This window comes from Umezawaea tangerina, assembly GCF_003002815.1.
Taxonomy (GTDB): Bacteria; Actinomycetota; Actinomycetes; order Mycobacteriales; family Pseudonocardiaceae; genus Umezawaea; species Umezawaea tangerina.
The window spans coordinates 62,753-88,225 of the sequence record NZ_PVTF01000012.1; the positions used below are offsets into that span (position 1 = coordinate 62,753).

Sequence of the window (25,473 nt, forward strand, 5' to 3'; positions counted from 1 at the left end):
TCGGCGCGCCGTGCGGCGGCGGCGACGTGGTCGTTGGGGTGGACGGGGACGCTCAGGGGCTCAAGGGCGTCGGCCAGCGCGGGCGGATCGGTGACGTGCAGGTCGACGACCGCGGCGACGTCGGCGCCCACGAGGTGCTGCGGCACCCGTGCGGGTCTGCGGCGGACCGGCTCCACCTCGCCGGGGAACGGCTCGCCGTTGTTCGGCAGGGGGCCGTCGGGATGCAGGCGGTGCAGGCGGAGCGCGTGGTCGAAGAGGCTCGACGGACGCGCGGACGCGGCGCTCACCGGCGCGCGGAGGACTCGATTCTCCCGGTCATGCCGACGATCATGACCACTGGCGCGCGCCGCCGCAAGGAACCGGTGCCCCGACGGACCTCAGGCCGTGTCGACGACGGTGCCCGAGGCGTCCACGCGGAAGATCGGGCCGGTCGTGGTCAGGTCGCGGACGGCGGCGGTCGAGTCGCCGTCCACCTGGTCCGCGGCCGTCACGACGGCGGCCGCCTCCAGGCCCTCGGCACCGCTGGAGACCGCCGCCGCGACGGCCGCCTGGAGCGCGGTGAGCTTGAGCGAGGGCAGCGCGACGGTGGCCGCGGCGTAGGTGCGGCCGTCGGTGTCGCGGACCGCCGCGCCCTCGGCGGCGCCGGTGCGGGCGCGCACCGAACGGGCCAGGGTGACGATCTTGGCGTCTTCGGGGTCAAGGTCGGCCACGGTGGTCCTCGCGTTCGTCATCGGCCGCCCGGTCGCGGACCGGCACGGTGGTCAGCCTGGTGCGACCGGACGGGGACTCCCGCCCCCGGCGGGGATCCGGGTCGGTCGCGGTCGTCATGGGCGGTCCGCCGGACACCGGCGGTGCCGGTCAGCCACGGTGGTCCTCGCGTTCCTTCTCCTCGACCGGTTCGGGGACCGCGACCGGGCGCACCAGCACGGTGGTGATGCGCATGCGGCCGCGCTCGTCCTTGCCGCCCTCGGCGCGCATGCGCAGGCCCGCGATCTCGGCCTCGGTACCCGGCAGCGGGACGCGGCCGAGGCGTTGGGCGAGCAGGCCGCCGACGGTCTCGACCTCGTGCTCGTCCAGCTCGGTGCCGAACAGCGCGTCGAGGTCGTCGACCGGCAGGCGGGCGCTGACCCGGACGGCGCCGTCGGCTAGGTGCTCGACCGGCGGGCGGTCGTCGGTGTCGGACTCGTCGGTGATCTCGCCGACGATCTCCTCGATGATGTCCTCGATGGTCAGCAGGCCCGCGGTGCCGCCGTACTCGTCGATCACGATGGCCAGGTGCGTGCGGGACAGCTGCATCTCGCGCAGCAGGTCGGCCAACGGCTTCGAGTCGGGGATGAAGGTCGCGGGCTTCATCATCTCGCCGACGGTGGTGCCGTTGACCTCGTCGGTGAACGTCACCCGCACCAGGTCCTTGAGGTTCACCACGCCGACGATGTCGTCGACGCTCTCGCCGATCACCGGCACGCGGGTGTACCCGGTGCGCAACGACAGCGCGAGCGCCTGCCGCAGTGACTTCGCCTGCTCGATCCACACGATCTCGGTGCGCGGCACCATCACCTCGCGGGCGATGGTGTCGCCCAGCTCGAAGACCGAGTGGATCATCTCCCGCTCGCCCTCGTCCACGACACCGCGCTCCTGGGCCATGTCGACCAGCTCGCGCAGCTCGACCTCCGAGGAGAACGGGCCCTCGCGGAAGCCCTTGCCGGGGGTGATCGCGTTGCCGACCAGGATCAGCAGCCTGCTCAACGGGCCGAGCACGCGGCCGAGCACCCGGATCGGGGCGGCGGCGGCCAGGCCGACGGCGTACGGGTGCTGGCGGCCGATGGTGCGCGGGCCGACGCCGACGAGCACGTAGGACACCACGAGCATCGACAGACCCGCCGTCACGACGGCCAGCCACGGCGGGGACACCAGCCGCAGGCACACGACCGTGACCAGCACCGTGGCCGACAGCTCGCAGGCCAGCCGGAGCAGGAGCAGCAGGTTGACGTGCCGCGGCCGGTCGGTCAGCACCTGCAGCAGCTGGCGCGCACCGGTACGGCCCTGCCGTTGCAGACCCTCGACGCGGGCGCGCGACACGGTGCCGAGCGCGGCGTCGGCGGCGGCGAACAGGCCCGCCGCCAGCACCAGCACCACGGCCAGGAAGATCAGGCTGGCGGAACTCGTGGTCACCTGGGCCGCCTCAGGCGTTGGGATCGACGGGTTCGGGCTGGTCCGAGTGCTCGAGGCCGACGGCACCGAGCAGCTTGGAGTCCGACGCCCGCTGCACGGCGAGCCGCTCGGCCTCGACCGTCGCGGACCGGAAGTCCGCGAGGATCCGGTTCTGCAGCGTGAACATCTCCCGTTCCTCCGCGGGCTCCGCGTGGTCGTACCCGAGCAGGTGCAGCACACCGTGCACGGTCAGCAGGTGCAGCTCGTCGATCAGGGCGTGGCCCGCCTTCTTCGCCTGGTCCTTGGCGAACGCGGGGCACAGCACGATGTCGCCGAGCAGCGCCGGACCCAGCCCGGCCGCGTCGGGGCGGCGGGCCGAGTCCAGCTCGTCCATGGGGAACGCCATCACGTCCGTGGGACCGGGCAGGTCCATCCAGCGTTCGTGCAGGTCCGCCATCACGTCCAGCTCGACCAGCAGGACGGACAGCTCGGCCAGCGGGCTGACGCCCATCCGGTCGAGGGCGAACCGGGCGGCCGACACGATCGACGGCTCGTCGACCACGACCCCGGACTCGTTGGCAATCTCGATGCTCACGGACCTATCGTCCCCGGCGCTGCTCACCACGTCGTGCACCGGGTCCGGTCTGGCGCCCGTGCTGATCGGTGTTGTCCTGGACGACCTGCCACTTCTCGTACGCGTCCACGATGTCGCCCACCAACCGGTGGCGGACCACGTCGCTGCTGCTCAGGACCGAGAAGTTGACGTCCTCGACACCGTCCAGGATGTCCCGGACGACCCGCAACCCGCTGCGCTGCCCACCGGGCAGGTCGACCTGGGTGATGTCACCCGTGACGACGATCTTCGACCCGAAGCCGAGCCTGGTGAGGAACATCTTCATCTGCTCGGGCGTGGTGTTCTGCGCCTCGTCCAGGATGATGAAGGCGTCGTTCAGCGTGTTGTGCGTCAGCAGGTAGTCCTCGGTGACGTACAGGGAGTCCTGTGCCGCCACCTGGATGCACACCGTCTCGGTGCGGCCCGCGGGCTCGATGCTGTCGATGAACCGCATCGGACGCCCACCGCCGCCCGCGGCGTGGTACTTCTCCCGCTTGCGCTCCAGCCGGAACGGCTCTACGCCCTCCGGCAGCCTGATCTCCAGGACGTACGCGTCGTGGCGGTAACCGACCTCGCGGCCCTTGGCCATGCCCGGCTTGCGTCCGGCCGCCGGACGGCAACGCCAGTAGGCGACGCCACCGAGCGAACGGACCAGCCCGACCACATCGTCCCGCAGCCGTTCCGACGTCGTCGTGTACTGGACGCGACAGGTGCGGCCCGTCTGGGTGACCGGGCCACCATCGGAGTCGAGCAGACCCTGGAGCAGGGCCAGACGCACGTCAGCGCTGTTCTGGAGGTACACCGCGGGCACGAACTTGGTGTGCGACCGCGTGCCGTTGAGCCCCAGTTCGCGCATGACCGCGGTCACGGGGTTCACGGTCGTCATCAGGTCGCCAGGTGCCCTGACGCGCCGCAGCGTGTAGTCGACCTGGTTCTTCCTCGTCAGCACGACCCGCGGGTCGAGCGCGGCCTGGAGTGCGGAGGCGAGAGCGGGGTCGGCGGTCGAGTACGACGGCGTCGTCGAACCCGTGAGACACCCGTCACCGATCAGCAGACCGAGCGCGTACGCGTCCATCGGCACTTCGCGTTCCGGCAGGCACACCGGTGCGCTGATCATCGGGAGCTCGTAGCGCCGAGCGTGGGCGGCGCGGAGGTTGCCGATCATCTCCTGGGTCTGGAGCACCCGCCACGGCTTGCCCCGGCGCCGGTCCGACGCCGTCCGGACCGTCCAGAGGTGCTCCCCGCAGGCGAGCGTCGACGCACCGTCCTGCGCCGTGAGGCGGTAGACGTCCTTCTCGCCCTGGGGGTAGACGCCCAGCACCGGGGTCGGCTCGCCGTTCGACCCGACGACCAGATCACCGACCCGCAGCGATCCGATCGGGCGGTAGCCGTCCGGGGTCAGGACCGGGGTGAAGACGGGCTGCGCCCTACCGCGCATGTACGCCAGCGGTGCGACCTCGATCGTGCCCGCCTGCATCAGCCGCGGGATCGACTCCGGGTCGACCATGTCGTGCAGGGCGTCGTAGAGCGGGCGCAGGTACGGGTCGATCTTGTCGTTCAGGGTGCCCGGCAGGAAGCCGAGCCGCTCGCCTGCCTCGACCGCCGGTCGGGTCAGGATGATGCGGCTGACCTGCTTGGCCTGCAACGCCTGCACGGCCTTCGCCACCGCCAGGTACGTCTTGCCGGTACCGGCGGGGCCGATGCCGAAGACGATGGTGTTGGCGTCGATCGCGTCGACGTAGTGCTTCTGGTTCAACGTCTTCGGCCGGATCGTGCGGCCCTTGCGGGACACGATGTCGAGGCTGAACACCTCGGCGGGCGACTCGGTCGTGTTCGCCGACAGCATCGAGACCGTGCGGCGGACCGTGTCCGGGCCGACCTGCTGGCCGCGGCTCGCGAGCTGGATCAGCTCGGAGAACACGCGCTCCGCGAAACCCACCTCGGCGGGCTCGCCGGACAGCGTGATCTCGTTGCCCCGCACGTGCACGTCGGCGTCGAGCAGGTCCTCGGCGAGGAGCAGGTTCTCGTCGCGCGAACCGAGCAGCGCGAGCACCGCCTCGTCCGGCACGGCGATCTTCGATTGTGCGTAGGTCGGGGCCTGGCCGGCCGACGACGACTTCCTCGTCCCGTTGGCGGGGCCCGCGGCGGCGGTCACCGAGCGCTCCTCCGGGAATCGGGCGGCTCCACCCGCTGCGGTACCGACCACGTAGCCTCGGGCCTGCTTCCTGCGCTGTCGCGCCGTGCTCACGGGCCCTCGTCGGGTCCTCGTTGACGCCACCGATGGTAGTCGTCGGCACCGACAAAACGCACCGGAGTAAAGAACCCGCTGGACAGGCGGTGTGTACTGGTTGACCGTGACCACCGATCCGACGCCCCGAGCGCTCACCCACGGACACCTGGCGGACTGCCTCAGCCTGGCACGGGACAGGGGGTGGTCGCCCGAGGAGCGCAAGTGGTCGTTCCTGCTGGACAACGGCACCGGGTACGGCCTGTTCGACTCGGGTGAGCTGGTGGGGACCACGGTCGTCACCCGGTACGCGGGGCAGCACGCGGTGCTCAGCATGGTGCTGGTCGCGTCCAGCCACGCCGGGCAGGGGCTCGGCAGGCGGCTGGTGGAGCACGCGCTCGCGGAGGCGGACTGCCCGGTGGTGTCGCTGCACGCGACCGCCATGGGGAGGCCGCTCTACGAGAAGCTGGGGTTCCGGCTGGTGGGGCGGGCCGTGACGCACTTCGGGGTGTTCCGGGACGCGGAGCTGTCCGGGAGCACGCGCTCGGCCCTGCACGCGGACCTGCCCGCGGTGGTGGAGCGGGACGCGGAGGCGTTCGGGGCGGACCGCGGGGTGCTGTGGAAGGACTACTTCCGGTTCACCGACCAGGTGCGGCTCGGACCGTCGGGCGGGTTCGCGGCGGCCTGGCGGACCGTGGACAACCTGTCGGTGGGGCCGGTGGTGGCGGAGTCCGTCGAGGAGGCCAAGGTCCTGGTCGGCGACCTGGCCGCGGGGGCGGAGGGGGCTCTGCGCGTCGACGCCTACCACCCGGAGCTGGCCGACTGGCTGGTCGAGCGGGGGCTGGAGCGCCGCGGCGGGGTGGACCTGATGGTGCTGGGCGACCTGGCCGGGGACCGGGCGCGGTTGCACGTGCCGATGATGCAGGCACTGGGCTGAGACCGGCCGCGCCCGGCGGGGCCCGGTGTTCGGGCATCGCCGGGCGCGGTGGGATCAGGCGAGGTGGCCGAGGGGTTTGCCGCCGAGCAGGTGCAGGTGGGCGTGGAAGACGGTCTGGCCCGCGTCCGCGCCGGTGTTGAAGAGCAGCCGGAAGCCGCTGTCGGCGATGCCCTCGGACTCGGCGACGTCACCGGCGGCGACGAACAGGTCCGCCAGCTCGCCCGGTGCGCGTTCGGCCAGCGCGACGGCGTTCGGCTCGTGCAGCTTCGGCACGAGCACGACGTGGACGGGCGCCTGCGGGGCGATGTCGCGGAACGCCAGGATGGTCTTGGTCTCCAGCACGACCGTCGCGGGGATCTCACCGGCGACGATGCGGCAGAACAGGCAGTCGTCTGACATGCGGCGGAGATTACCGGCCCGCGAGGCGGAGCGCCGCGTCCCGGCAGGCCTTCCAGGCGGGGGTCGTGACGTCGACGAGGTCCATGTGGCCGACGCCCTCCAGGCGGACCAGCTCGCAGCCCGAAGCGGCCTGGAACGCCTCGCTCTGGGCGATGGGGACGTTCTCGTCGGCGGTGCCGTGCACGCAGACCACGGGGACGCCGATGGGGACCTGCTCGACGGGTGAGGCGTCGGCGTAGTCGGGGTCGGGTCCCAGCAGCTGCCGGGACCTGGGGTGCGCGGCCAGGTCCAGGACGCCCGCCTGGGAGACCGCTCCGGTGACCAGGTCGTGCCGCGCGGCCGCCCAGACCGCCAGGTGACCGCCGGCGGAGTGGCCGAGCGCCACGACGGTGCCCAGGTCCAGCCGGGGGTCGTCCAGCGCGTCCAGGGCGGCGAGGACGTCGTCGCCGGTGGTGGGCCAGCCGCCGTCGCCGCCGAGCCTGCGGTACTCGACGTTGTAGGCGGCCACGCCGTGCGCGACGAGGTCGGCGGCGAGGGGACGCCCCAGGTCCAGGTCGTACTGCTGCATCCAGAAGCCGCCGTGGATGACCACCACGACCGGCACGGGGTCCGCGCCGACGGGGACGGTGAGTTCCGCGAACTGGCTCGGGTGGTCCCCGTAGGTGATGCGGTCCATGACCAGGATCAAACCAGGCGTTCCCAGGAATGCGGCGCAACGGGAGCCAGGGGCCGCTGAACGGGAAAAAGATGCCGCGGCAACCCGGGGTCCGGGGCGGAGCCCCGTGGAGACCAACGACGCTTCACGGGAAGCGACCGGAGGGCGCTGAACGGGAAAAAGATGCCGCGGCGTTGTGGGACCTGGGGGTCGTCCCACAACGCCGCGGCGAACGCCGGACCGAGGGGGGAGGTGTCCGGCGAGACTGGGTCTGAAGAGGCAGAACAGGTTCGCCCCCTCAGGTGATGAGCGTAACTCTTTCGCGTCTCAGTTCGCTAGGAGTAAGCAAAAATGTTACTCCCAGCGATTGGTCAGTACACCGAGTGCTCCCAATGCCACAGCGGCGGCGGTAGATGCGCGCAACACGGTTGGGCCCAGTCGGACTACTCGGGCGCCCGCGTCCGCCAGCATCGCCAGCTCCTGGTCGGTGATGCCGCCCTCGGGGCCCACGACGAGCAGCACGTCGCCGCTCGCGGGCAGGTCGACCTTGGTGAGGGGCGTGTCCGCGGACTCGTGCAGGACCAGGGTCAGCGCGGACTCCGCCACGAGCCGGGCGAGGGCCGGGGTGCCCACCGGCTCGTCCACCTCGGGCACGCGGGCGCGGCGGGCCTGCTTGGCGGCCTCGCGGGCGGTGCTGCGCCAGCGGGCCAGCGCCTTGGCGCCGCGCGGGCCCTCTTCCCACTTGGTCACGCACCGGGCGGCGCGCCACGGCACGACGCCGTCCACGCCGGCCTCGGTGGCCAGCTCCACGGCCAGCTCGCCGCGGTCGCCCTTCACCAGCGCCTGCGCGAGCACGACGCGGGGCGTCGGGTCCGGGACCACCCAGCGCTCGACCACGGTCAGGCGCAGGGCGTCCTTCCCGACGACCTCGTCGACCACGCAGCGCACCTGGGCGCCGGACCCGTCGGAGAGCACCAGCTCCTCCCCCGCGCGCAGCCGCCGCACGGTGGCGGCGTGCCTGCCTTCCGGGCCGTCCAGCACGGCGCTGCCGCCGGTGGGCAGCGCCTCGACGAGGAAGACCGGCAGGGTCACCGGTTGCCGCGGCCGGAACGCAGCCGGGAGAAGAGGCCGCCGCCGCTCTTGCCGTTGTGCGCCAGCGTGGGCTCCTCCTCGCCCCGCTCGGTGGCCAGCTCGCGCAGGAGCTCGGTCTGCCGGGCGTCGAGCTTGGTCGGGACCACGACCTCGAGGTGCACGTGCAGGTCGCCGCGGCCGTCCACGCGGCCGTTGGAGCGCAGCCTCGGCATGCCCCGGCCGGTGAGCAGCAGCTCGGTGTTGGGCTGGGTGCCGGGCTCGATGTCGAGCTCCTCCTCGCCGTCGAGCGTCGCGAGCGGGAGCACGGCGCCGAGCGCGGCGGCGGTCATCGGGATCCGCACCACGCAGTGCAGCTCGGCGCCGTCGCGCTCGAACACGTCGTGCTGCTGCTCCTCGATCTCCACGTAGAGGTCGCCCGCCGGTCCACCGCCGGAGCCGACCTCGCCCTGGCCCGCGAGGCGCACGCGCATGCCCTCGGCGACACCGGGCGGGATCTGCACGTTGATGGTCCGGCGCGAGCGCACCCGGCCGTCGCCGCCGCACTGGCCGCACGGGTCGGGGATGACCTCGCCGAAACCGCGGCACACCGGGCACGGGCGGGCCGTGACGACCTGGCCGAGGAACGAGCGCTGCACGGACTGGACCTCACCGCGGCCACCGCAGGTGTCGCAGGTGATCGGCGAGGTGCCCTCGGCGCAGCCGCCGCCGTGGCAGCGGTCGCACAGGACCGCCGTGTCGACGGTCAGCTCGCGGTTGGTGCCCGCGGCGCACTCCTCCAGCGTCATGTCCAGCCGGATCAGCGCGTCCGAGCCGGGCTGCACGCGGCTGCGCGGACCGCGTCCGCCGCCCGCGCTGTTGGCGCCGAAGAACGCGTCCATGATGTCGCCGAGGCCGAAGCCCGAGAACGGGTCGCCGCCCATCCCGCCGCCGCCACCGCCGCGGCCGCCCGACTCCAGCGGGTCGCCGCCCAGGTCGACGACCTGGCGCTTCTTCGGGTCGGAGAGGACCTCGTAGGCGGCGGTCACCTCCTTGAACTGCGCTTCCGCGTCCGGGTTCACGTCCGGGTGCAGTTGCCTCGCGAGCTTGCGGTAGGCGCGCTTGATCTCCTCCGGGGTCGCGTTCTTCCCGACCCCGAGCGTGCCGTAGTAATCCCTCGCCACCGTGTTGTCCTCCTGCGGGTGCGATCCCGCGCCCGCTTGCGTCTGTTCCCGTGCTCGCGTACCGAAACGTCGAATGTGCCAGGACTGTTCCGCGCCCCTCAGCGCGCGGTCAGGATCTCCCCGACGTAGGTGGCGACCGCGCGAACGGCCGCCATGGTCCCCGGGTAGTCCATCCGGGTCGGGCCCACGACACCCATGCCCCCGAGCAGGTTGTCATGGCTGCCGTAGCCGATGGACACCACCGAGGTGCTGCGCATCTCGGCGGCTTCGTTCTCCTCGCCGATGCGCACCAGGATCGTTCCCGGGTCGCGCGCGGCGGCGAGCAGCTTGAGCACCACGACCTGCTCCTCCAGCGCCTCCAGCACCTGGCGGAGCGAGCCGGGGAAGTCTGCCACGTTGCGGGTGAGGTTCGCGGTGCCGCCCAGCACCAGGCGCTCCTCGGGGTGCTCGACGAGCGACTCGATGAGGACCGTGCTGATCCGGATCATCACCGCGCGCAGGTCGCCGGGCGACTGGTCGGGCAGCTCGGCGACCTTGGCCGAGGCCTCCGAGAGCCGCCTGCCGACCATGGCCGCGTTGAGCATCGCCCGCAGCCGCGCCACGTTGTCCTCGGTGATCACGTCGCCGAGGTCGACCGAGCGCTGGTCGACGCGGCCGGTGTCGGTGATCAGCACCAGCATCAGCCGGGCCGGGGTGATCCTGAGCACCTCCAGGTGCCGCACGTTCGACCCGCTGAGCACCGGGTACTGGATGACGGCGACCTGGCGGGTCAGCTGGGCCAGCAGCCGGACGCTGCGGCGCAGCACGTCGTCCAGGTCGAGCGCGTCCTCCAGGAAGCTGTGGATGGCCTTGCGCTCGGCGGTCGACAGCGGCTTGATCTCGCTGAGCCGGTCGACGAACAGCCGGTAGCCCTTGTCGGTCGGCACCCGGCCCGCGCTGGTGTGCGGCTGCATGATGTAGCCGTCCTCCTCCAGCGACGCCATGTCGTTGCGGACGGTCGCGCTGGAGACCCCGAGGTTGTGCCGCTCGACCAGTGCCTTGGAGCCCACGGGCTCCTGGTTGGAGACGTAGTCGGCGACGATCGCGCGCAGCACCTCGAACCGGCGTTCATCGGCGTTCACGGCGCGTCACCTCCAGATGTTGAGTGCGCTGGGATCAAGTTTACGGAGCCCTGACGACAAGCTGTGCACCGATCCGGACTCATGTGAGCCGGTGCACGACGGCGTCGGCGAGCAGCCGGCCCCGATCGGTCAGCACGCAGCGGCCCCCGGCCAGCGCGTCCGGCTCCAGGAGGCCGTCGTCCGCGGCGAGCTTCGCCTCGGCCTGGCCGTCGGGGTCGAGCACGTCCAGCGGCAGGCCGTCGCGCAGGCGCAGCTCCAGCAGGACGCGTTCGACGCGGCGGTCGTCGGCGGTCAGCAGCTCGCGCCCGGCGGCCGGGGACTCGCCCTTGGCCAGCACGTCGGCGTAGCGGGCCGGGTGCTTGGCGTTCCACCAGCGCAGGCCGCCGACGTGGCTGTGCGCGCCGGGCCCGGCACCCCACCAGTCGTGGCCGCGCCAGTAGAGGAGGTTGTGCGCGCACCGGGCGGCGTCGTCGGTGGCCCAGTTGGACACCTCGTACCAGGGCATCCCCTGCGCGGTCATGGCCGCGTCGATCTGCTCGTACTTGTCCGCGAGCACGTCGTCGTCGGGCATCGGCAGCACGCCGCGGTCGATCTTGCGGGACAGCGCCGTGCCCTCCTCGACGATCAGCGCGTACGCCGACACGTGGTCGACGCCCGCCGAGTACACGGCGTCGAGCGAGGCCTTGAGGTCGTCGGCGGTCTCGCCGGGGGTGCCGTAGATGAGGTCGAGGTTCACGTGCTCGAACCCCGCGGCGCGGGCCTCGCGGGCGGCGTCGACCGGTCGGCCCGGCGTGTGCTTGCGGTCGAGGACCCGGAGCACGTGGCGGGCGGCGGACTGCATGCCCAGCGACACCCTGGTGTAGCCGGCGTCGCGGATGCCCGCGAAGAACTCCGCCGACGTGGACTCGGGGTTCGACTCGGTGGTGACCTCCGCGCCGGGGCTCAGGCCGAACGACGACCGCACCGCGGCCAGCACGTCCGCGAGCCCGTCCGCGCCCAGCAGCGACGGCGTGCCGCCGCCGACGAACACCGTGTCGGCCCGCGGCGGGGTGCCCAGCACCCGCGCGGCGAGGTCCAGCTCCGCCCGCAGCCCTTCCAGCCACGACTGCGGCGAAGCGGAAGTGCCCAGCTCACCGGCGGTGTAGGTGTTGAAGTCGCAGTAGCCGCAGCGGGTCGCGCAGAACGGGACGTGGACGTAGACGCCGAACGGACGGCTGCCGAGCCCGGCCAACGCCGACGGCGGCAGCGAGCCGTCGGCGGGTGCGGGATCACCAGCGGGGAGGGCGGAGGGCATGGGTCCCAGTCTCCCACTTAACACAGGTGGCGAGGCCGTCCCAGCATTCGGTTGGCGGTGGACCACGGGGTGGACAGGTGGCACTCTCGAGCCATGACCTCGACCGGAGTCCGCCTGGTGGTGCGCCGCCACGTCGACTTCCGTCGCGTCTCCAGCGCGTTGTGCCGTCCTACGGCATAGCCCGCGCCTGCTATTGATCTTGTTCCCGTCGGCGCCGGGTGCGCTGACGAGACCCCCACCACAGCTCCACCGGGACTCGGCCGCGCGCACCCAGCGCCCCGAAACCCCGGAGGACGACGATGGTCCCCCCGACTACGACGTCACAACGCGGCGCGAAACAACGCCGCGGCGAGGGGCAGTGGGCGCTCGGCTACCGCGAACCGCTCAACCCCAACGAGCGCAGCAAGAAGGACGACAACCCGCTCAACGTCCGCGCGCGGATCGAGAACATCTACGCGCACGGCGGCTTCGCCTCCATCGACCCGGCCGACCTGCGCGGCCGGTTCCGCTGGTACGGGCTCTACACCCAGCGCAAGCCCGGCATCGACGGCGGCCGCACGGCCACGTTGGAGCCGGAGGAGCTGGACGACGAGTTCTTCATGCTCCGGGTGCGCTCCGACGGCGGTCGCCTGACCACCGAGCAGCTGCGGGTGCTGGGCGAGGTGTCGCAGACCTACGCGCGCGACACGGCCGACATCACCGACCGGCAGAACATCCAGTACCACTGGATCCGCATCGAGGACGTCCCCGCGATCTGGCGGAAGCTGGAGGGCGTCGGCCTGACCACGATGGAGGCCTGCGGGGACAGCCCCCGCGTGGTCCTCGGTTCGCCGGTCGCGGGCATCGCCGTGGACGAGGTGCTCGACGGCGGTCCGGCGATCGACGTGATCCTGGAGCGCTACATCGGCGACCCGGCGTTCTCGAACCTGCCGCGCAAGTTCAAGACCGCGGTGTCCGGTCTGCAGGACGTGGCGCACGAGATCCACGACATCGCGTTCGTCGGCGTGGAGCACCCCGAGCACGGACCCGGTTTCGACCTGTGGGTCGGCGGCGGCCTGTCCACCAACCCGATGATCGGCAAGCGGCTCGGCGCCTGGGTGCCGCGCGACGAGGTGCCGGACGTGTGGGCGGGCGTGATCAGCGTGTTCCGCGACTACGGCTACCGGCGGCTGCGGCACCGGGCGCGGATCAAGTTCCTGGTGGCGGACTGGGGGCCGGAGAGGTTCAGGGAGGTCCTCGAGACCGAGTACCTCAAGCGGAAGCTCGTCGACGGCCCCGCGCCGGAGGTGCCCGCCCAGCCGCGTGACCACATCGGCGTGCACCGGCAGAAGGACGGCCTGTTCTACGTCGGCGCGGCGCCGATCGCGGGCCGGGTGTCCGGGTCGACGCTCGTCGAGGTCTCCAAGGCCGTCGAGCGCGCCGGGTCCGGGCGGGTCCGCCTGACGCCGCAGCAGAAGCTCGTCGTGCTGGACGTGGCCGAGGCGGACGTGCCCGCGCTGCAAGGGGACCTGGCGAAGCTGGGGCTGCAGACCGAGCCGTCGCCGTGGCGGCGGGGCGTGATGGCGTGCACCGGCATCGAGTTCTGCAAGCTCGCGATCGTCGAGACCAAGGCCCGCGCGGTCGACCTGGTGAGCACGCTGGAGAAGACGCTGGCCGACATCGTCGGCGACATCGACACCCCGGTCAGCATCCACATCAACGGCTGCCCCAACTCGTGCGCCCGGATCCAGACCGCGGACATCGGGCTCAAGGGCCAGATCGTCACCGACGCCGACGGCGCCCAGGTCGAGGGCTTCCAGGTGCACCTCGGCGGCGGGCTCGGCCTGGACGCCGGGTTCGGCCGGAAAGTGCGCGGGCACAAGGTGACCGCCGCCGAGCTGTCCGGGTACGTCGAGCGGGTCGTGCGGGCGTACGTGGCGCAGCGGGTCGAGGGCGAGCGGTTCGCCCAGTGGGTCCTGCGCGCGGACGAGGGGGACCTGAAGTGAGCGCCACCGAGAGGGCGACGCCGTTCTACTGCCCGTACTGCGGGGACGAGGACCTGCGTCCCGAGGAGGAGCCGCACGCGGCCTGGCTCTGCACCGGCTGCCGCCGCGTTTTCACCGTGAAGTTCGTTGGACTGCACTTGCCACAGGAGGTGAAGCGATGACCACGGCTACCCGTTCCGAGGAGTTGAGGGTGATCGCGGAGGCCGCGTCGGTCGAGCTGGCCGACGCCACCGCCGCGGAGGCGCTGGAGTGGACCGCGCGGACGTTCGGGGAGAGCTGGATCGTCGCCTCGAACATGCAGGACGCGGTGCTGATCGACCTCGCCGTGAAGGCGAAGCCGGACATCGACGTCCTGTTCCTGGAGACCGGGTACCACTTCGCCGAGACCATCGGCACCCGTGACGCGGTGGACCTGGTCTACCCGGACGTGCACATCGTCAACGCCGCCGCCGAGCAGTCCGTCGCCGACCAGGAGGCCGAGTTCGGCCTGCTGAACAAGACCGACCCCGGCCGGTGCTGCGCGCTGCGCAAGGTCGTGCCGTTGCAGCGGACGCTGGCCCGGTACGACGCGTGGGTCACCGGCGTGCGCCGGGTCGACGCGCCGACGCGGGCGACCACGCCGATCGTGCAGTGGGACGAGCGCAACGGGCTGGTCAAGGTCAACCCGATCGCCACGTGGTCCGACGACGAGTTCAACGCCTACATCGCCGAGCACGGGATCCTGGAGAACCCGTTGGTGCAGGCCGGTTACCCCTCGATCGGCTGCGCGCCGTGCACCGCCAAGCCGCTGCCGGGCCAGGACGCCCGCAGCGGACGTTGGGCGGGCATGGCCAAGACGGAATGCGGTCTCCACGGATGAGCGCCCCCACGCAACAGACCACGTTGGATCGCCTCGAATCCGAGGCGATCCACATCTTCCGCGAGGTCGCGGGCGAGTTCGACCGGCCGGTGATCCTCTTCTCCGGCGGCAAGGACTCCACGCTGCTCGTGCACCTGGCGATCAAGGCGTTCTGGCCCGCTCCGGTGCCGTTCCCGCTGCTGCACGTCGACACCGGGCACAACTTCGACGAGGTCATCGAGTTCCGCGACGAGGTGGTCGCCCAGCACGGGCTGCGGCTGGAGGTCGCGAAGGTCCAGGACTGGATCGACGACGGCAGGCTCCAGGAGCGCCCGGACGGCACGCGCAACCCGTTGCAGACCGTGCCGCTGCTGGACTCGATCACCTCGCACAAGTACGACGCGGTGTTCGGCGGCGGCAGGCGCGACGAGGAGCGGGCGCGGGCGAAGGAGCGCATCTTCAGCCTGCGCAACGCCTTCGGCCAGTGGGAGCCGCGCCGCCAGCGCCCCGAGCTGTGGAACCTCTACAACGGACGGCACCGCGCGGGCGAGCACGTGCGGGTGTTCCCGCTGTCCAACTGGACCGAGCTCGACGTGTGGAACTACATCGAGCGCGAGGGCATCGAGCTGCCGTCGATCTACTACTCGCACCAGCGCGACGTGTACCTGCGCGACGGCATGTGGCTGACCGAGGGCCCGTGGGGCGGCCCACGGCCCGAGGAGACGGTGCTGCACAAGACCATCCGCTACCGCACGGTCGGCGACGGCTCGTGCACCGGCGCCGTGGAGTCCGAGGCGTCCGACATCCGCGAGGTCATCGCCGAGGTGGCCGCCTCGCGGCTCACCGAGCGCGGCGCGACCCGCGCGGACGACCGCTTGTCCGAAGCAGCCATGGAAGACCGCAAGCGGGAGGGCTACTTCTAAATGAGCGACCTGTTGAGGCTGGCGACGGCGGGCAGCGTGGACGACGGGAAGTCCACGCTGGTCGGACGGCTGCTGTACGACACCAAGTCGGTGCTGGCCGACACGCTCGACGCCGTGCACCGCGCGAGCGCCGACCGCGGCCTGACCACCCCGGACCTGTCGCTGCTGGTGGACGGCCTGCGCTCGGAGCGCGAGCAGGGCATCACGATCGACGTGGCGTACCGGTACTTCGCCACCGACAAGCGCTCGTTCGTGCTCGCCGACACCCCCGGCCACGTGCAGTACACCCGCAACACGGTGACCGGCGCGTCCACGGCGCAGCTGGCGATCCTGCTGGTGGACGCGCGCAAGGGCGTGATCGAGCAGACCCGTCGGCACGCGGCCGTGCTGGCGCTGCTGGGCGTGCCGCGGCTCGTGCTGGCGGTGAACAAGATCGACCTCGTCGACTTCGACGAGACCACGTTCGGCCGCATCTCCAAGGAGTTCACCGCGCACGCGACAGCGCTGGGCTACAGCCCGGACGCGGTGGTGCACATCCCGGTGTCGGCCCTCGCGGGCGACAACGTGGTGGAACACTCGACCAACACCCCGTGGTACTCCGGGCCGACCTTGCTGGAGCACCTGGAGGGCGTCCCCGTCGAGGCCGACCCCCACGACGCCGTGTTCCGCTTCCCCGTCCAGTACGTGATCCGCCCGCGCACGGCGGAGCACCCGGACTACCGGGGCTACGCCGGGCTCGTGGCGTCGGGCACGGTCAAGGTGGGCGACGAGGTCGTCGCCCTGCCCGCCGGGCTGCGCAGCACGGTGGCGGGCATCGACACCTACGACGGGCCGCTGACCGAGGCGGCGGCGGGCCAGTCCGTGACGCTGCTGCTGACCGACGACCTGGACATCTCGCGCGGCGACCTGGTCGCCGAGGCGGGCACCCCACCCGAGGTGACCGACGAGTTCGACGCCACCCTGTGCTGGCTGTCGGAGAAGCCGCTGTCGCCCGGTGCCCGCGTACTGGTCAAGCACGGCGCGCGCACCGTGCAGGCGATCGTCACCGAGCTGCGCGCGCGCTTCGACGAGCAGCGACTGGCCAGTGTGGACAGTCCGACCTCGTTGGGGCTCAACGAGATCGGCCGGGTGGCGATCCGCACGTCCGAACCGCTCCCGCTCGACGGGTACTACAGCAGCAGGCGCACCGGGGCCTTCCTGGTGATCGACGCGGCCGACGGCGGCACGCTCGCCGCGGGCCTCGTGGGCGCGGGCCTGCCGGTGCTGGACGGCGTCGACAGCTGTACCGAGGGCGGGAACACCGCCCCCTCGGCCTCCGACGACCACGCCCTCGTCTCCCCCGGTCCCTGAAGATCCCCGAAAGGTCCCCGCTGCCGTGAGCACGAACCGCAGACTCCTCGCCACGTCCCTCGCCGTACTGACGACCTTCGCCGCGCTCGCGGGCTGCTCGCGCGCGGGCAGCGGTGACACCGCGGCCGCCCCCGCCGCCTCCGACGACAAGGGCCCGGCCGCCGAGGTGCGGCTCGGCTACTTCCCCAACGTCACGCACGCCGCCGCGCTGATCGGCGTGGACAAGGGCCTGTTCGCCAAGGAGCTCGGTTCCACCAAGCTGACCACCCAGACGTTCAACGCCGGTCCCGACGAGGTCAACGCCCTGCTCGGCGGCTCGCTCGACGTGGCGTTCATCGGCTCCGGCCCGGCCATCAACGCCTACTCGAAGTCCAAGGGCGAGGCCGTCCGGCTGGTCGCCGGCGCGACCTCGGGCGGCGCGCAGCTCGTGGTGAAGTCGGACATCAACTCCGCGGCGGACCTCAAGGGCAAGACCATCAGCACCCCGCAGCTGGCGAACACGCAGGACGTCTCGTTCAAGAAGTGGCTGGTGGACCAGAAGATCGCCGCGGGCAGCGGGCCGGACCAGGTCAACGTGACCAACACCGAGAACGCGGCGAGCCTGGACCTGTTCAAGCAGGGCGGGATCCAGGGCGCCTGGGCGCCGGAGCCGTGGTCCTCGCGGCTGGTGCTCGACGCCGGTGCCAAGGTGCTGGTCGACGAGAAGACCCTGTGGGACCAGGGCAAGTTCCCGACCACGGTGATCATCGTGCGCACCCAGTTCCTCAAGGAACACCCGCGGACCGTGGAGGCGCTGCTCAAGGGCGAGGTGGCCGCGATCGACTGGGCGACCTCGAACAAGGCCGAGGCCAAGACCACCGTCAACAACGCGCTGAAGGCGTTGACCTCCAAGGCTCTCGGCGAACCGGTGCTGGACCGCGCGTTCGAGAACATCGAGCTGACCGTGGACCCGCAGGCCAAGCACTTCCCGCAGCTGGCCAAGGACGCGGTCACCGCGGGCGTGTCGAAGGAGGCGGCGGACGTGACCGGTTTCGCCGACTTCACGCTGCTGAACAAGGTGCTCTCCGCCGCGGGCAAGACGACCGTCGACACCGCGGGCCTGGACAAGAAGTAGCCGGACGGCCGAGGAAAAGGCAGGCACACCATGACCGCCACGCTTGAGGCTCCCACCCCCTCCCACGTCGACGCCGCCGTGACGCTGTCCGGGGTGCGCAAGGCGTTCGGGCACGGCCCGAACGCGGTGCTCGCGCTGGACGGCGTCGACCTGACGGTCGCGCCGGGTGAGTTCGTGTGCCTGCTGGGCGCGTCGGGCTGCGGCAAGAGCACGCTGCTCAACCTGGTCGCCGGGCTCGACGCGCCCACCTCCGGCAGCATCGCGCTGACCACCTCGCGGCCCGCCGTGATGTTCCAGGAGGCGGCGCTCATGCCGTGGCTCACCGCCGTGCGCAACGTCGAGCTGCCGCTGCGGCTGGCCGGGCTGAAGCGCGGTGCCCGGCGCGCCAAGGCTAACGAGCTGCTCTCGCTGGTGCGGCTCGGCGAGGCGGGCGGCAAGCGTCCGCACGAGCTGTCCGGCGGCATGCGCCAGCGGGTCGCGCTGGCCCGCGCGCTGGCGTCCACCCTGGGCAGCGCCGAGGAGGGCACCCCCGGCCTGCTGCTGATGGACGAGCCGTTCGCCGCGCTCGACGCGATCACCCGCGACGTGCTCCAGGCGGAGCTGGTCCGGGTGTGGCGGGAGACCGACACCGCCATCGTGTTCGTCACCCACGACGTGCGCGAGGCCGTGCGGCTGGGCCAGCGCGTCGTGCTGCTCTCGTCGCGACCCGGCCGGGTCGTGCGTGAGTGGGGCGTCGACGGCCTGGCGGGCGCGGACGAGACGGAGACCATCGAGGAGATCACCGCGCACCTCCGGGAGGTGATCAGTGGCCACGCCGCAGCCTCCTGAGACCCTGGAGGCCGACCGCGGGCTCGCCGCGGTCGGCGCCGGTCTGGACGCGTTGGACGCGCCGCCCCAGGACCACCGGAGGTCGGCCGGGCAGCGGTTCCTGCACACCGCCGTGCCGCCGATCGTGGCGTTCGCGCTGCTGGTCGGCGCGTGGCAGGCGCTGTGGGCGTCCGCGATCTGGCCGGAGTTCCAGCTGCCCGCGCCGCTGGCCGTGTGGGACACGGTCTGGACGACGGTCCGGTCCGGCGACGCGGGCGAGATCCTGTGGACCTCGGTGTCCCGCGCGGTGTTCGGGTTCGCCATCGCCGTGGTCATCGCGACGCCGCTGGGCCTGCTGGTCGCGAAGGTGCGGGTGGTCCGCGCGGCCATCGGCTCGCTGCTGACCGGCCTGCAGAGCCTGCCGTCGGTGGCGTGGGTGCCCGCCGCGATCCTGTGGTTCGGCCTCACCCCGTCCGCGATCTACTTCGTGGTGCTGATGGGGTCCGTGCCGTCGATCGCGAACGGGCTGGTGTCGGGCATCGACCAGATCCCGCCGCTGCTCCCCCGCGTCGGGCAGGCGCTCGGCGCGGGCAGGCTGTCGTCGGCGCGGCACATCCTGCTGCCCGCCGCCCTCCCCGGCTACCTCGCGGGGCTCAAGCAGGGCTGGGCGTTCTCGTGGCGGTCGCTGATGGCCGCGGAGATCATCGCGACCTCACCGCAGCTGGGGCTCGGCCTCGGCCAGTTCCTGCACAACGGCCAGTCCCTCAACGACATCTCCATGGTGATCGCGGCCATCTTCCTGATCCTCCTGGTCGGGATCGGCATCGAGCTCCTGCTCTTCCGCCCCCTCGAACGGGCCGTGCTGCGCGCCCGCGGCCTCACCGGAGCACTCTGATGACACCGCTCGTCGCCGTCGCGCACGGCAGCCGCGACCCGCGTTCCGCCGCCACCGTGGCGGAGCTGCTGGACGTGGTCCGCGCCCTGAACCCGGCCCTCGACGTCCGCGCGGCGTTCCTCGACCTGTCCGCGCCGCGGCTGGGCGACGTGCTGCGCGCCGTGCACGGCGAGGGCCACCACCGGGCCGTGGTCGTGCCCTTGTTGCTGGGCAAGGCCTTCCACGCCCGCGTGGACGTGCCGGGCGCGGTGGCCGAGGTGCGCCGCCTCTTCCCGCGCCTGGCCGTGACCACCACCGATGTCCTCGGCCCCGACCCGTGGCTCGAGTCGGCCGCGCTGCGCAGGCTCACCGAGGCGGGCGTCCGGCCCGGCGACCGCTCCACCGGCGTCGTGCTGGCGGGCGCGGGCTCCTCGCACGCCCCGGCGAACGCCGCCGTGACGGCGATGGCCGACCGCTGGTCCGCCCGCTCCGGCTGGGCGGGCGTCGAACCCGCGTTCGCCTCCGCCGCGTCCCCCGACGTGAGCACCGCCGTGGCCCGGCTGCGCGCCCGCGGCGCGACCCGCGTCGCCGTCGCGTCCTGGTTCCTGGCACCGGGTCTGCTGCCCGACCGGATCACCGCGCAGGCGCTGGCCCAGGACCCGGACGCCCGGATCGCCGCCCCGCTCGGGGCCGACCCGGAGGTCGCCGAGCTGGTGCTGCACCGCTACTCGACCGCGTTGGCGGGGCTCGACGTTCGGCAGTACGCGTAACTCGTCCGATCGAGCGACAGGGACTTGACGTGAAACTTACTCACAAGTAGTCAGTTAAGGCACGCCGCTTCCACTGGATGCCCTCCCACCTCAACGGGGAGAGGGAAACATGAAGAAGCTAGCCGGAATCGCCGCGATGGCCCTGCTGCTCGCGACGAGCGCACCCGCGTCCGCCGCCCCCAGCGCGGTGACCTACAAGCTGAAAGCCACGGCACTCGGCCAGAGCGCCGAGTTCACCCTCGACCAGACCCTGGACGCGACCGCGCCGGAGACCGCCGCACCGGGCGGCACCGTCACCGCCGTGATCGACCCCGCACCGAACAAGGTGCCCGCCTCGGCGGGCGGGTACACCGTGCGCGAGATCAAGACCATCACCCTGAAGCTGCCCGTGCCCGCCAACGCCACCTTCCGGTCCGCCACCGCCACCGGCGGCGCGGGCCTCGGCAACGGCACCCCCACCGTCTCGCTGTCGGGCACCGACGTGGTCCTCAAGATCGCGGGCCCGATCAAGGGCGGCGCCGACTTCGAACTGCCCACCATCACCCTCAACCTGACGGCGGGCGCCTCCGGCACGATCACCACGAAGCTCGGCGGCACCAGCTACACCGCCCCCGGCCTCACCTTCACCGCCACCATCACCGCCCTCGGCTTCCCGATCGACGCCCCCGCCACCGGCTACCCCGACCCCAACCCCGCCCTCACGACCACCACCATCGGCTGACCGGTCCCCGCGTGGGGTTCTCCGGAACCCCACGCGGCCCCAGGGCGTGGACCAGCGGTCCAGCAACCACTTCCGTGTCGGACGTGATTGCCTCTCGGGCAAGTCCGGATGGGACGCCCGTTGACACAGCGGATCAACGGCCGTGGCGTTGGAGGTTGAGGGGCGAAGTGTTCCTGCCGGACAGCACTACGGACATCGGAGCCGAACAAGCGCGAAGCCCAGGCAGCGACCGTCCGGACGCCGACCTGGGCTCACTTCCTCCCCCTAGCGGGAAAGGCTGTCCCAAGGTTATGCCCGACGCCGCCGACTTCGGAAGTCCGGTCAACCGATCGTGTGCCCCTAGTCTGCGGACGCCGGCCGCGTGGTTGTGACCTGCTCCTCGCCCCAGCCCCTCACCGCTCCCCACGACCAGCCCGGACCGGGGATCGTAGAGTGCTGGGCATGGCAGATGAGCTGGTCCACTACGAGGTGCGGCGTGGCATCGCGACGATCACGCTGGACTCCCCCCGCAACCGCAACGCGCTCTCGGCACAGTTGCGCGGCGAACTCACCCAGCACCTGAAGGCGGCCGTCGCCGACGACGGGGTGCGGGTCGTGGTGTTGAGCCACACGGGCAGCGTGTTCTGCTCGGGGATGGATCTGAAGGAGGCCGGTGGGGCTTCGGCGAACCAGCAGGGGGTGAACGAGTTCCCGGCGATCCTGGAGCGGATCTGGACCAGCCCGAAGCCGGTGGTGGCGCGGTTGGCCGGGCCGGCGCGGGCCGGTGGGGTGGGGATCGTGGCGGCCTGCGACATCGCGGTGGCGGTGGAGACGGCGACGTTCGCGTTCAGCGAGGTGCGGATCGGGGTGGTGCCCGCGGTGATCTCGGTGACGGTGCTGCCCCGGCTGCTGCCGCGGGCGGCGCACGAGCTGTTCCTGACAGGCGAGGTGTTCGGGGCGCAGAGAGCCCAGGAGATCGGTCTGATCAACTCGCAGGTCCCCGTCGACGGGCTCGACGACGAGGTCGCGCGGTACACCGGCATGCTGGCGTTGGGGGCGCCGAACGCGTTGGCGTCGACGAAGCGGATGCTCCAGCAGCCGCGCGCGACGAACCTCGGCGACGTGTTCGCGGACATGCTGGAGCTGTCCGCCAAGCACTTCGGCGGAGCGGAGGGGCAGGAGGGGATCGCCGCGTTCGTGGAGAAGCGGAAGGCCTCCTGGGTGCCCGCCGAGGAGGACTAGAACCAGCCCGTGCACTCGATGTGGCCCTGCGAGGAGCCGCAGGCGCGCATGAGCTTGCCGTCGTTGCTGAACGCGTCGGTGTGCTTGCTGCCGCTGTTGTCGATGCGGGTGTAGCCGAGGAAGCCCTGGTAGCCGGAGCCGTCGGGCTTGCGGCGGTCTGTCCAGATCTCCTCGCCGTTGGTGCCGCTGGAGATGCGGCCCCACGCGCACTTCGTCTTGTTGGACGCCCTGAGCTCGACGACCCGGCCGGTCACCATGACGACCGGGTTGTCGCCGTTGGCGACGTCGAACGGGGTGATGGCGTGCTCGTAGTCGCAGCCGGGGTCGGAGGTGGCGTGGGCGGGTGCCGCCGCGAGGGCGGTGAGGGTGGCGGCGGTGGTCAGGAGGGCGGCAAGGCGAAGGGGATTCATGGGACGACACTGTCCCGGTTGGCTCCGGAGTTCGCAGCACGGACCGTTACCGCGGCGTTACGGACGGTTGGTGGCGCGGTAGTAGCCGAGGCTGCCGATGCGCGAGTCGGCCCGTGCGACCTCGGCGGCGTCGGCGAAACCAGCCTCGGTCAGCAGGTTGACCACCGAGCCGTTCGCGTAGTCGTGGGCGTGGGCGGAGTGCCTGCGGGACAGGGCCTTGGGCTCCTTGTGGTCGAAGTCGGCGAGGTGCAGGCGGCCGCCGGGCACGAGGACGCGGCGGGCCTCGCGCAGGGCGCCGAGCTTCTGCTCGCCGGGCAGGTGGTGGAACATGAACGAGGACAGGACGCGGTCGACGCTCCCGTCGGCGTAGGGCAGGTCGTCGGCGTAGCCGTGGTCGAGCTTCAGCTCGATGCCCGCGCGGGCCGCCTTGCGGGCGGCGATGGCGAGCACCTTGGCGTCCGGGTCGAGACCGATGGCGGTGGCGTCCGGCACGGCCGACTTCACCAGGTGCAGGACGTTCCCGGTGCCGCAGCCGATCTCCACGACGGTCGCGCCGGGCTCGACGCCCGCCTGGGCGACGAGCCGCCAGTGCAGCCCCTTGGCGCCCGAGAGCTTGCTGACCACGTCGTAGAACGGCAGCAGCAGCTTGTTCCGCCCCATCGCGGGCAGGTAGTCGCGCTCGGTGTCGGTCGTCATGGCATCCCCCAGCAGGTACGAAGTTCGGTGGCTGGCTGTTAGCCTTCCAACGCCTCCACCTGCGGACAAGACACGAAGTGCGGCTCTGATGGAACTATCTTCCGGTCCCGGTGATCTCCTCCGCCGGTCGCGGCGCAACGCGCAGGGCGTCCTCGTCGTCGACTACGTCCGCGCCGCCGGGCTGCCGTCGGTGACGGTGGTGCACTGGGTCGGCGACCGGCACGAGCACCCGTTGACGCTGGACGCGCACGCCCACGACTTCCTGGTGCTGTTCTACGTCCAGCGCGGCGAGGCGAGCCTGCGGGTGGACGGGAGGGACTGGCCGTTGACGGCCGGTGACGCGTTCGTCGTCGCGCCGGGCACGGTGATCACGCCGGCCAGGGGCCGGATCGGGGACGACGCGGAGAGCTGGGCGGTGTTCTTCCCGGCCGACGCCGTCGACCCGGCGGCCGCGGCCCCGCTGGCGTCCTGGCGCACCCATCCCCTGCTGTCCCCGTTCATCGGGAACCACCGCGGCGGCGGGCAGCGCCTGCACGTGCCCGCCGAGCAGCGCGCGGCGTGGCTCGGGCACCTGGCCGACCTCGAGGAGGAGCTGCGCGGCAGGCGCGACGGGTACGCCGACGCGGCCCGCGCGCACCTCGCGCTGCTGCTGGTGCGGCTCGGTCGGCTGCACGTCGACGTGCCGGGGGACGCGGCCGTGGAACCGCTGCTGGCCGCGGTGTTCGAGGTCGTCGAGAACCGCTACCACGAGCCGATCTCGCTGCGGGACGTCGCGGAGGCCGTCGGTCTGACGACCGGGCACCTCACCACAGCCATCGGCAAGCGGACCGGGCGGACCGTGCAGCAGTGGATCACCGAGCGCCGGATGCGGGAGGCGCGGCGGCTGCTCGCGGACACCGACCTGACCGTCGCGGAGACCGCGCACCGGGTCGGCTACCGGGAGGCGGGGTACTTCATCCGCCGGTTCCGCGCCGCGCACGGCGTGACGCCGTCGGCGTGGCGGGAGGCGGGCCGGTGAGCGCGCGGCTCAGTCGGTGCGGACGAGCGTGAGCACGCGGTCGCCGAGCTCGGCGCTGCGGCGCACGGCGTCCTCGAGCACGGCGCTCACGCTGTCGTAGCCGCGCGGGTCGTGCCGGGCCAGCTCGGCCGGGCGCGGCCAGATCAGCACGTGCTCGCCGGGCGGCAGCCAGGACAGGTCGGTCAGCGAGTCGTAGAGCGCGTCCAGGTTGTGCCCGAACCACTCCGGGAACGACAGCGCGGCGGCGATCGCCTCCATGGCCTCGTGCCTGGTCGTCACGGCCTCGCCGCGCAGCACGTGCGGGTGCGCGCCGCGGTCGCGGGCCGCCTTCACGGCCTCCTGGACGCTCACTTGCGCACGTCCACGACGACGAAGGAGTCGTAGTGGTCGCCGGTGTAGTAGACCTCCCGCTGCCCGCCGGTGATCAGCCGCCGCGCGCCGCGGTCGGGACTTCCCGGAGTCGGCACGGTGTACTCCTTGTAGTAGTCGCCCGCCTTGGCGGGCAGGCGCTTCTCGCGGTTCTGGAACTCGACGCCGTCGTTGCGCGGGTACGGGAACGGCCCGTTCTTCTCGATCAGCTTCCACGTGTCGGCGGCCTGCGACGGCAGGCTCGACAGCGGCTTCACGTCCAGCCCGGACTCCGTGCCCGCCACCGCGCCGCCGGGGGCCGCCGACGTGGACTTCCCCGGTGCCGCGGGTTTCGCCGACGACGAGGTCGGACCGCTCGACGGCGTGGAGGAGGACGTCAGGTCCTTGAAGACCCATCCGAAGACGACCAGGGCGATCAAACCGATGAGGGCGACGGAGAGCCGCCTACCAGGAGTCACCGGGTCAGCCTACGAACCGCCGCCGGGGCGCAGCGGGTGGGGCTCGCGGATGTCCGTCGGCAACGTCCCGACGGGCGGCTCGGCGTCCTTGTGCGGGGTCACGCGGGCCGTCGTGCGGTCCACGACCCGGTCGATGAGCCGCGCCGCGAACAGGCAGATGGGCAGCATGACCGCCATCATCATCGGGAACTGGAGCACGAAGGGCAGCTGGGTGAGCCACAGCTCGACCCCGTCCCACCACTGCGCGATCGCGTCCGGCACGACACCGAG

General features: G+C 72.1%; 27 protein-coding genes and 3 pseudogenes. 13 read left to right on the forward strand and 17 right to left on the reverse strand.

Translation table 11 applies throughout. The features are described 5' to 3' along the window. Nucleotides 1-377: 377 nt before the first annotated feature. From CLV43_RS34295 to CLV43_RS49640, 6 genes and pseudogenes are all read right to left on the reverse strand, one after another. A complete protein-coding gene (locus CLV43_RS34295; protein WP_106193014.1) occupies nt 378-710 on the reverse strand; it encodes a cytidine deaminase in 333 nt (110 codons plus the stop codon). 148 nt (nt 711-858) lie between these two features. Then, on the reverse strand, nt 859-2,172 hold the full coding sequence (locus tag CLV43_RS34300) for a hemolysin family protein (RefSeq protein WP_106192617.1): 1,314 nt from the start codon (nt 2,170-2,172) through the stop codon (nt 859-861). Nucleotides 2,173-2,182: 10 nt separating this feature from the next. Further along, nucleotides 2,183-2,746: an rRNA maturation RNase YbeY gene (gene ybeY, locus CLV43_RS34305; protein ID WP_106192619.1), complete on the reverse strand. Its 564-nt coding sequence runs from the start codon at nt 2,744-2,746 to the stop codon at nt 2,183-2,185. A gap of 4 nt (nt 2,747-2,750) precedes the next feature. Next, nucleotides 2,751-3,107, reverse strand: a pseudogene (locus CLV43_RS49630) (PhoH family protein); the annotation flags it as partial. 282 nt (nt 3,108-3,389) lie between these two features. Next, nucleotides 3,390-4,202: pseudogene (locus tag CLV43_RS50365) on the reverse strand (LAGLIDADG family homing endonuclease); the annotation flags it as partial. Then, nucleotides 4,191-4,919: pseudogene (locus tag CLV43_RS49640) on the reverse strand (PhoH family protein); the annotation flags it as partial. The pseudogenes CLV43_RS49640 and CLV43_RS50365, both read right to left, overlap by 12 nt. Before the next feature lie 199 nt (nt 4,920-5,118). Here CLV43_RS49640 and CLV43_RS34315 point away from each other — a divergent pair. Further along, nucleotides 5,119-5,928, forward strand: a complete 810-nt coding sequence (locus tag CLV43_RS34315; RefSeq protein WP_245887176.1) for a GNAT family N-acetyltransferase — start codon at nt 5,119-5,121, stop codon at nt 5,926-5,928. A 54-nt stretch (nt 5,929-5,982) separates the two neighbouring features. Here CLV43_RS34315 and CLV43_RS34320 read toward each other — a convergent pair whose 3' ends face one another. The 6 genes from CLV43_RS34320 to hemW all read right to left on the reverse strand — a co-directional run bounded on the left by CLV43_RS34320 (nt 5,983) and on the right by hemW (nt 11,649). After that, nucleotides 5,983-6,327, reverse strand: a complete 345-nt coding sequence (locus tag CLV43_RS34320; protein WP_106192622.1) for a histidine triad nucleotide-binding protein — start codon at nt 6,325-6,327, stop codon at nt 5,983-5,985. A 10-nt stretch (nt 6,328-6,337) separates the two neighbouring features. Then, complete coding sequence (locus tag CLV43_RS34325) at nt 6,338-7,003, reverse strand: alpha/beta hydrolase family protein (protein ID WP_211304694.1); 666 nt, start codon at nt 7,001-7,003, stop codon at nt 6,338-6,340. Nucleotides 7,004-7,336: 333 nt separating this feature from the next. Further along, complete coding sequence (locus CLV43_RS34330) at nt 7,337-8,074, reverse strand: 16S rRNA (uracil(1498)-N(3))-methyltransferase (protein ID WP_106192624.1); 738 nt, start codon at nt 8,072-8,074, stop codon at nt 7,337-7,339. Then, nucleotides 8,071-9,234, reverse strand: coding sequence for a molecular chaperone DnaJ (gene dnaJ, locus CLV43_RS34335; protein ID WP_106192626.1), 1,164 nt, complete (start codon nt 9,232-9,234; stop codon nt 8,071-8,073). Before dnaJ ends, CLV43_RS34330 begins: the two co-directional genes overlap by 4 nt. A 98-nt stretch (nt 9,235-9,332) precedes the next feature. Further along, nucleotides 9,333-10,355, reverse strand: a complete 1,023-nt coding sequence (gene hrcA, locus CLV43_RS34340; RefSeq protein ID WP_106192628.1) for a heat-inducible transcriptional repressor HrcA — start codon at nt 10,353-10,355, stop codon at nt 9,333-9,335. Nucleotides 10,356-10,434: 79 nt separating this feature from the next. Beyond that, on the reverse strand, nt 10,435-11,649 hold the full coding sequence (gene hemW / locus CLV43_RS34345) for a radical SAM family heme chaperone HemW (RefSeq protein WP_106192629.1): 1,215 nt from the start codon (nt 11,647-11,649) through the stop codon (nt 10,435-10,437). Nucleotides 11,650-11,948: 299 nt separating this feature from the next. Between hemW and CLV43_RS34350 the strand changes: the two genes are divergently transcribed. The 11 genes from CLV43_RS34350 (at nt 11,949) to CLV43_RS34400 (ending at nt 22,252) form a co-directional block, all read left to right on the forward strand. Further along, nucleotides 11,949-13,634, forward strand: coding sequence for a nitrite/sulfite reductase (locus tag CLV43_RS34350; protein ID WP_106192631.1), 1,686 nt, complete (start codon nt 11,949-11,951; stop codon nt 13,632-13,634). After that, nucleotides 13,631-13,795 carry an Insertion element protein gene (locus CLV43_RS49645; RefSeq protein ID WP_106192632.1) on the forward strand — a complete coding sequence of 55 codons (165 nt, stop codon included), beginning with the start codon at nt 13,631-13,633 and terminating at the stop codon, nt 13,793-13,795. The genes CLV43_RS34350 and CLV43_RS49645 overlap by 4 nt, the downstream gene beginning before the upstream one ends. Next, nucleotides 13,792-14,493, forward strand: a complete 702-nt coding sequence (locus tag CLV43_RS34360) for a phosphoadenylyl-sulfate reductase (RefSeq protein WP_106192634.1) — start codon at nt 13,792-13,794, stop codon at nt 14,491-14,493. Before CLV43_RS49645 ends, CLV43_RS34360 begins: the two co-directional genes overlap by 4 nt. Further along, nucleotides 14,475-15,395, forward strand: a complete 921-nt coding sequence (gene cysD / locus CLV43_RS34365) for a sulfate adenylyltransferase subunit CysD (RefSeq protein ID WP_106192636.1) — start codon at nt 14,475-14,477, stop codon at nt 15,393-15,395. Before CLV43_RS34360 ends, cysD begins: the two co-directional genes overlap by 19 nt. Next, nucleotides 15,396-16,745, forward strand: coding sequence for a sulfate adenylyltransferase subunit 1 (locus CLV43_RS34370; protein ID WP_106192637.1), 1,350 nt, complete (start codon nt 15,396-15,398; stop codon nt 16,743-16,745). A 25-nt stretch (nt 16,746-16,770) separates the two neighbouring features. After that, nucleotides 16,771-17,859, forward strand: a complete 1,089-nt coding sequence (locus CLV43_RS34375) for an ABC transporter substrate-binding protein (RefSeq protein WP_106192639.1) — start codon at nt 16,771-16,773, stop codon at nt 17,857-17,859. Nucleotides 17,860-17,889: 30 nt separating this feature from the next. Then, entirely contained in the window at nt 17,890-18,687 is a 798-nt protein-coding gene (locus CLV43_RS34380; RefSeq protein ID WP_106192641.1) for an ABC transporter ATP-binding protein, read from the forward strand. Beyond that, nucleotides 18,665-19,561, forward strand: a complete 897-nt coding sequence (locus tag CLV43_RS34385) for an ABC transporter permease (protein WP_245887177.1) — start codon at nt 18,665-18,667, stop codon at nt 19,559-19,561. Before CLV43_RS34380 ends, CLV43_RS34385 begins: the two co-directional genes overlap by 23 nt. After that, on the forward strand, nt 19,561-20,310 hold the full coding sequence (locus tag CLV43_RS34390) for a sirohydrochlorin chelatase (protein ID WP_106192642.1): 750 nt from the start codon (nt 19,561-19,563) through the stop codon (nt 20,308-20,310). Before CLV43_RS34385 ends, CLV43_RS34390 begins: the two co-directional genes overlap by 1 nt. Before the next feature lie 109 nt (nt 20,311-20,419). Next, nucleotides 20,420-21,031 carry a cyclase gene (locus CLV43_RS34395; protein ID WP_106192644.1) on the forward strand — a complete coding sequence of 204 codons (612 nt, stop codon included), beginning with the start codon at nt 20,420-20,422 and terminating at the stop codon, nt 21,029-21,031. Between the two features lie 441 nt (nt 21,032-21,472). Beyond that, entirely contained in the window at nt 21,473-22,252 is a 780-nt protein-coding gene (locus CLV43_RS34400; protein WP_106193021.1) for an enoyl-CoA hydratase-related protein, read from the forward strand. Here the strand turns inward: CLV43_RS34400 and CLV43_RS34405 are convergent. Together CLV43_RS34405 and CLV43_RS34410 are read right to left on the reverse strand one after the other, a co-directional pair. Further along, nucleotides 22,249-22,662: a glycosyl hydrolase gene (locus tag CLV43_RS34405; RefSeq protein ID WP_106192645.1), complete on the reverse strand. Its 414-nt coding sequence runs from the start codon at nt 22,660-22,662 to the stop codon at nt 22,249-22,251. The two genes, CLV43_RS34400 and CLV43_RS34405, sit on opposite strands and share 4 nt — an antisense overlap. A gap of 57 nt (nt 22,663-22,719) precedes the next feature. Continuing rightward, a complete protein-coding gene (locus tag CLV43_RS34410) occupies nt 22,720-23,358 on the reverse strand; it encodes a class I SAM-dependent methyltransferase (RefSeq protein WP_106192647.1) in 639 nt (212 codons plus the stop codon). 88 nt (nt 23,359-23,446) lie between these two features. Here CLV43_RS34410 and CLV43_RS34415 point away from each other — a divergent pair, with 88 nt between their 5' ends. Continuing rightward, complete coding sequence (locus CLV43_RS34415; protein WP_106192649.1) at nt 23,447-24,376, forward strand: AraC family transcriptional regulator; 930 nt, start codon at nt 23,447-23,449, stop codon at nt 24,374-24,376. Nucleotides 24,377-24,385: 9 nt separating this feature from the next. Here the strand turns inward: CLV43_RS34415 and CLV43_RS34420 are convergent, their stop codons facing one another. The 3 genes from CLV43_RS34420 to CLV43_RS34430 are packed head-to-tail and all read right to left on the reverse strand — an operon-like array spanning nt 24,386 to nt 25,464. Further along, nucleotides 24,386-24,727 (reverse strand): barstar family protein, encoded by a 342-nt coding sequence (locus CLV43_RS34420; protein WP_106192650.1) that lies wholly within the window; start codon nt 24,725-24,727, stop codon nt 24,386-24,388. Beyond that, complete coding sequence (locus tag CLV43_RS34425) at nt 24,724-25,203, reverse strand: guanyl-specific ribonuclease (protein WP_106192652.1); 480 nt, start codon at nt 25,201-25,203, stop codon at nt 24,724-24,726. The genes CLV43_RS34420 and CLV43_RS34425 overlap by 4 nt, the downstream gene beginning before the upstream one ends. 9 nt (nt 25,204-25,212) lie before the next feature. After that, nucleotides 25,213-25,464, reverse strand: a complete 252-nt coding sequence (locus tag CLV43_RS34430; protein WP_106192654.1) for a hypothetical protein — start codon at nt 25,462-25,464, stop codon at nt 25,213-25,215. Between the last annotated feature and the right edge of the window lie 9 nt (nt 25,465-25,473).

Coding starts and splice junctions, on each gene's coding strand:
- CLV43_RS34320 (WP_106192622.1), bottom strand. CDS start 6,327: ATGTCAGACGACTGCCTGTTCTGCCGCATCGTCGCCGGTGAGATCCCC.
- CLV43_RS34325 (WP_211304694.1), bottom strand. CDS start 7,003: ATGGACCGCATCACCTACGGGGACCACCCGAGCCAGTTCGCGGAACTC.
- hemW (WP_106192629.1), bottom strand. CDS start 11,649: ATGCCCTCCGCCCTCCCCGCTGGTGATCCCGCACCCGCCGACGGCTCG.
- CLV43_RS34350 (WP_106192631.1), top strand. CDS start 11,949: ATGGTCCCCCCGACTACGACGTCACAACGCGGCGCGAAACAACGCCGC.
- CLV43_RS34360 (WP_106192634.1), top strand. CDS start 13,792: ATGACCACGGCTACCCGTTCCGAGGAGTTGAGGGTGATCGCGGAGGCC.
- cysD (WP_106192636.1), top strand. CDS start 14,475: ATGCGGTCTCCACGGATGAGCGCCCCCACGCAACAGACCACGTTGGAT.
- CLV43_RS34370 (WP_106192637.1), top strand. CDS start 15,396: ATGAGCGACCTGTTGAGGCTGGCGACGGCGGGCAGCGTGGACGACGGG.
- CLV43_RS34380 (WP_106192641.1), top strand. CDS start 17,890: ATGACCGCCACGCTTGAGGCTCCCACCCCCTCCCACGTCGACGCCGCC.
- CLV43_RS34390 (WP_106192642.1), top strand. CDS start 19,561: ATGACACCGCTCGTCGCCGTCGCGCACGGCAGCCGCGACCCGCGTTCC.
- CLV43_RS34395 (WP_106192644.1), top strand. CDS start 20,420: ATGAAGAAGCTAGCCGGAATCGCCGCGATGGCCCTGCTGCTCGCGACG.
- CLV43_RS34400 (WP_106193021.1), top strand. CDS start 21,473: ATGGCAGATGAGCTGGTCCACTACGAGGTGCGGCGTGGCATCGCGACG.
- CLV43_RS34405 (WP_106192645.1), bottom strand. CDS start 22,662: ATGAATCCCCTTCGCCTTGCCGCCCTCCTGACCACCGCCGCCACCCTC.
- CLV43_RS34410 (WP_106192647.1), bottom strand. CDS start 23,358: ATGACGACCGACACCGAGCGCGACTACCTGCCCGCGATGGGGCGGAAC.
- CLV43_RS34415 (WP_106192649.1), top strand. CDS start 23,447: ATGGAACTATCTTCCGGTCCCGGTGATCTCCTCCGCCGGTCGCGGCGC.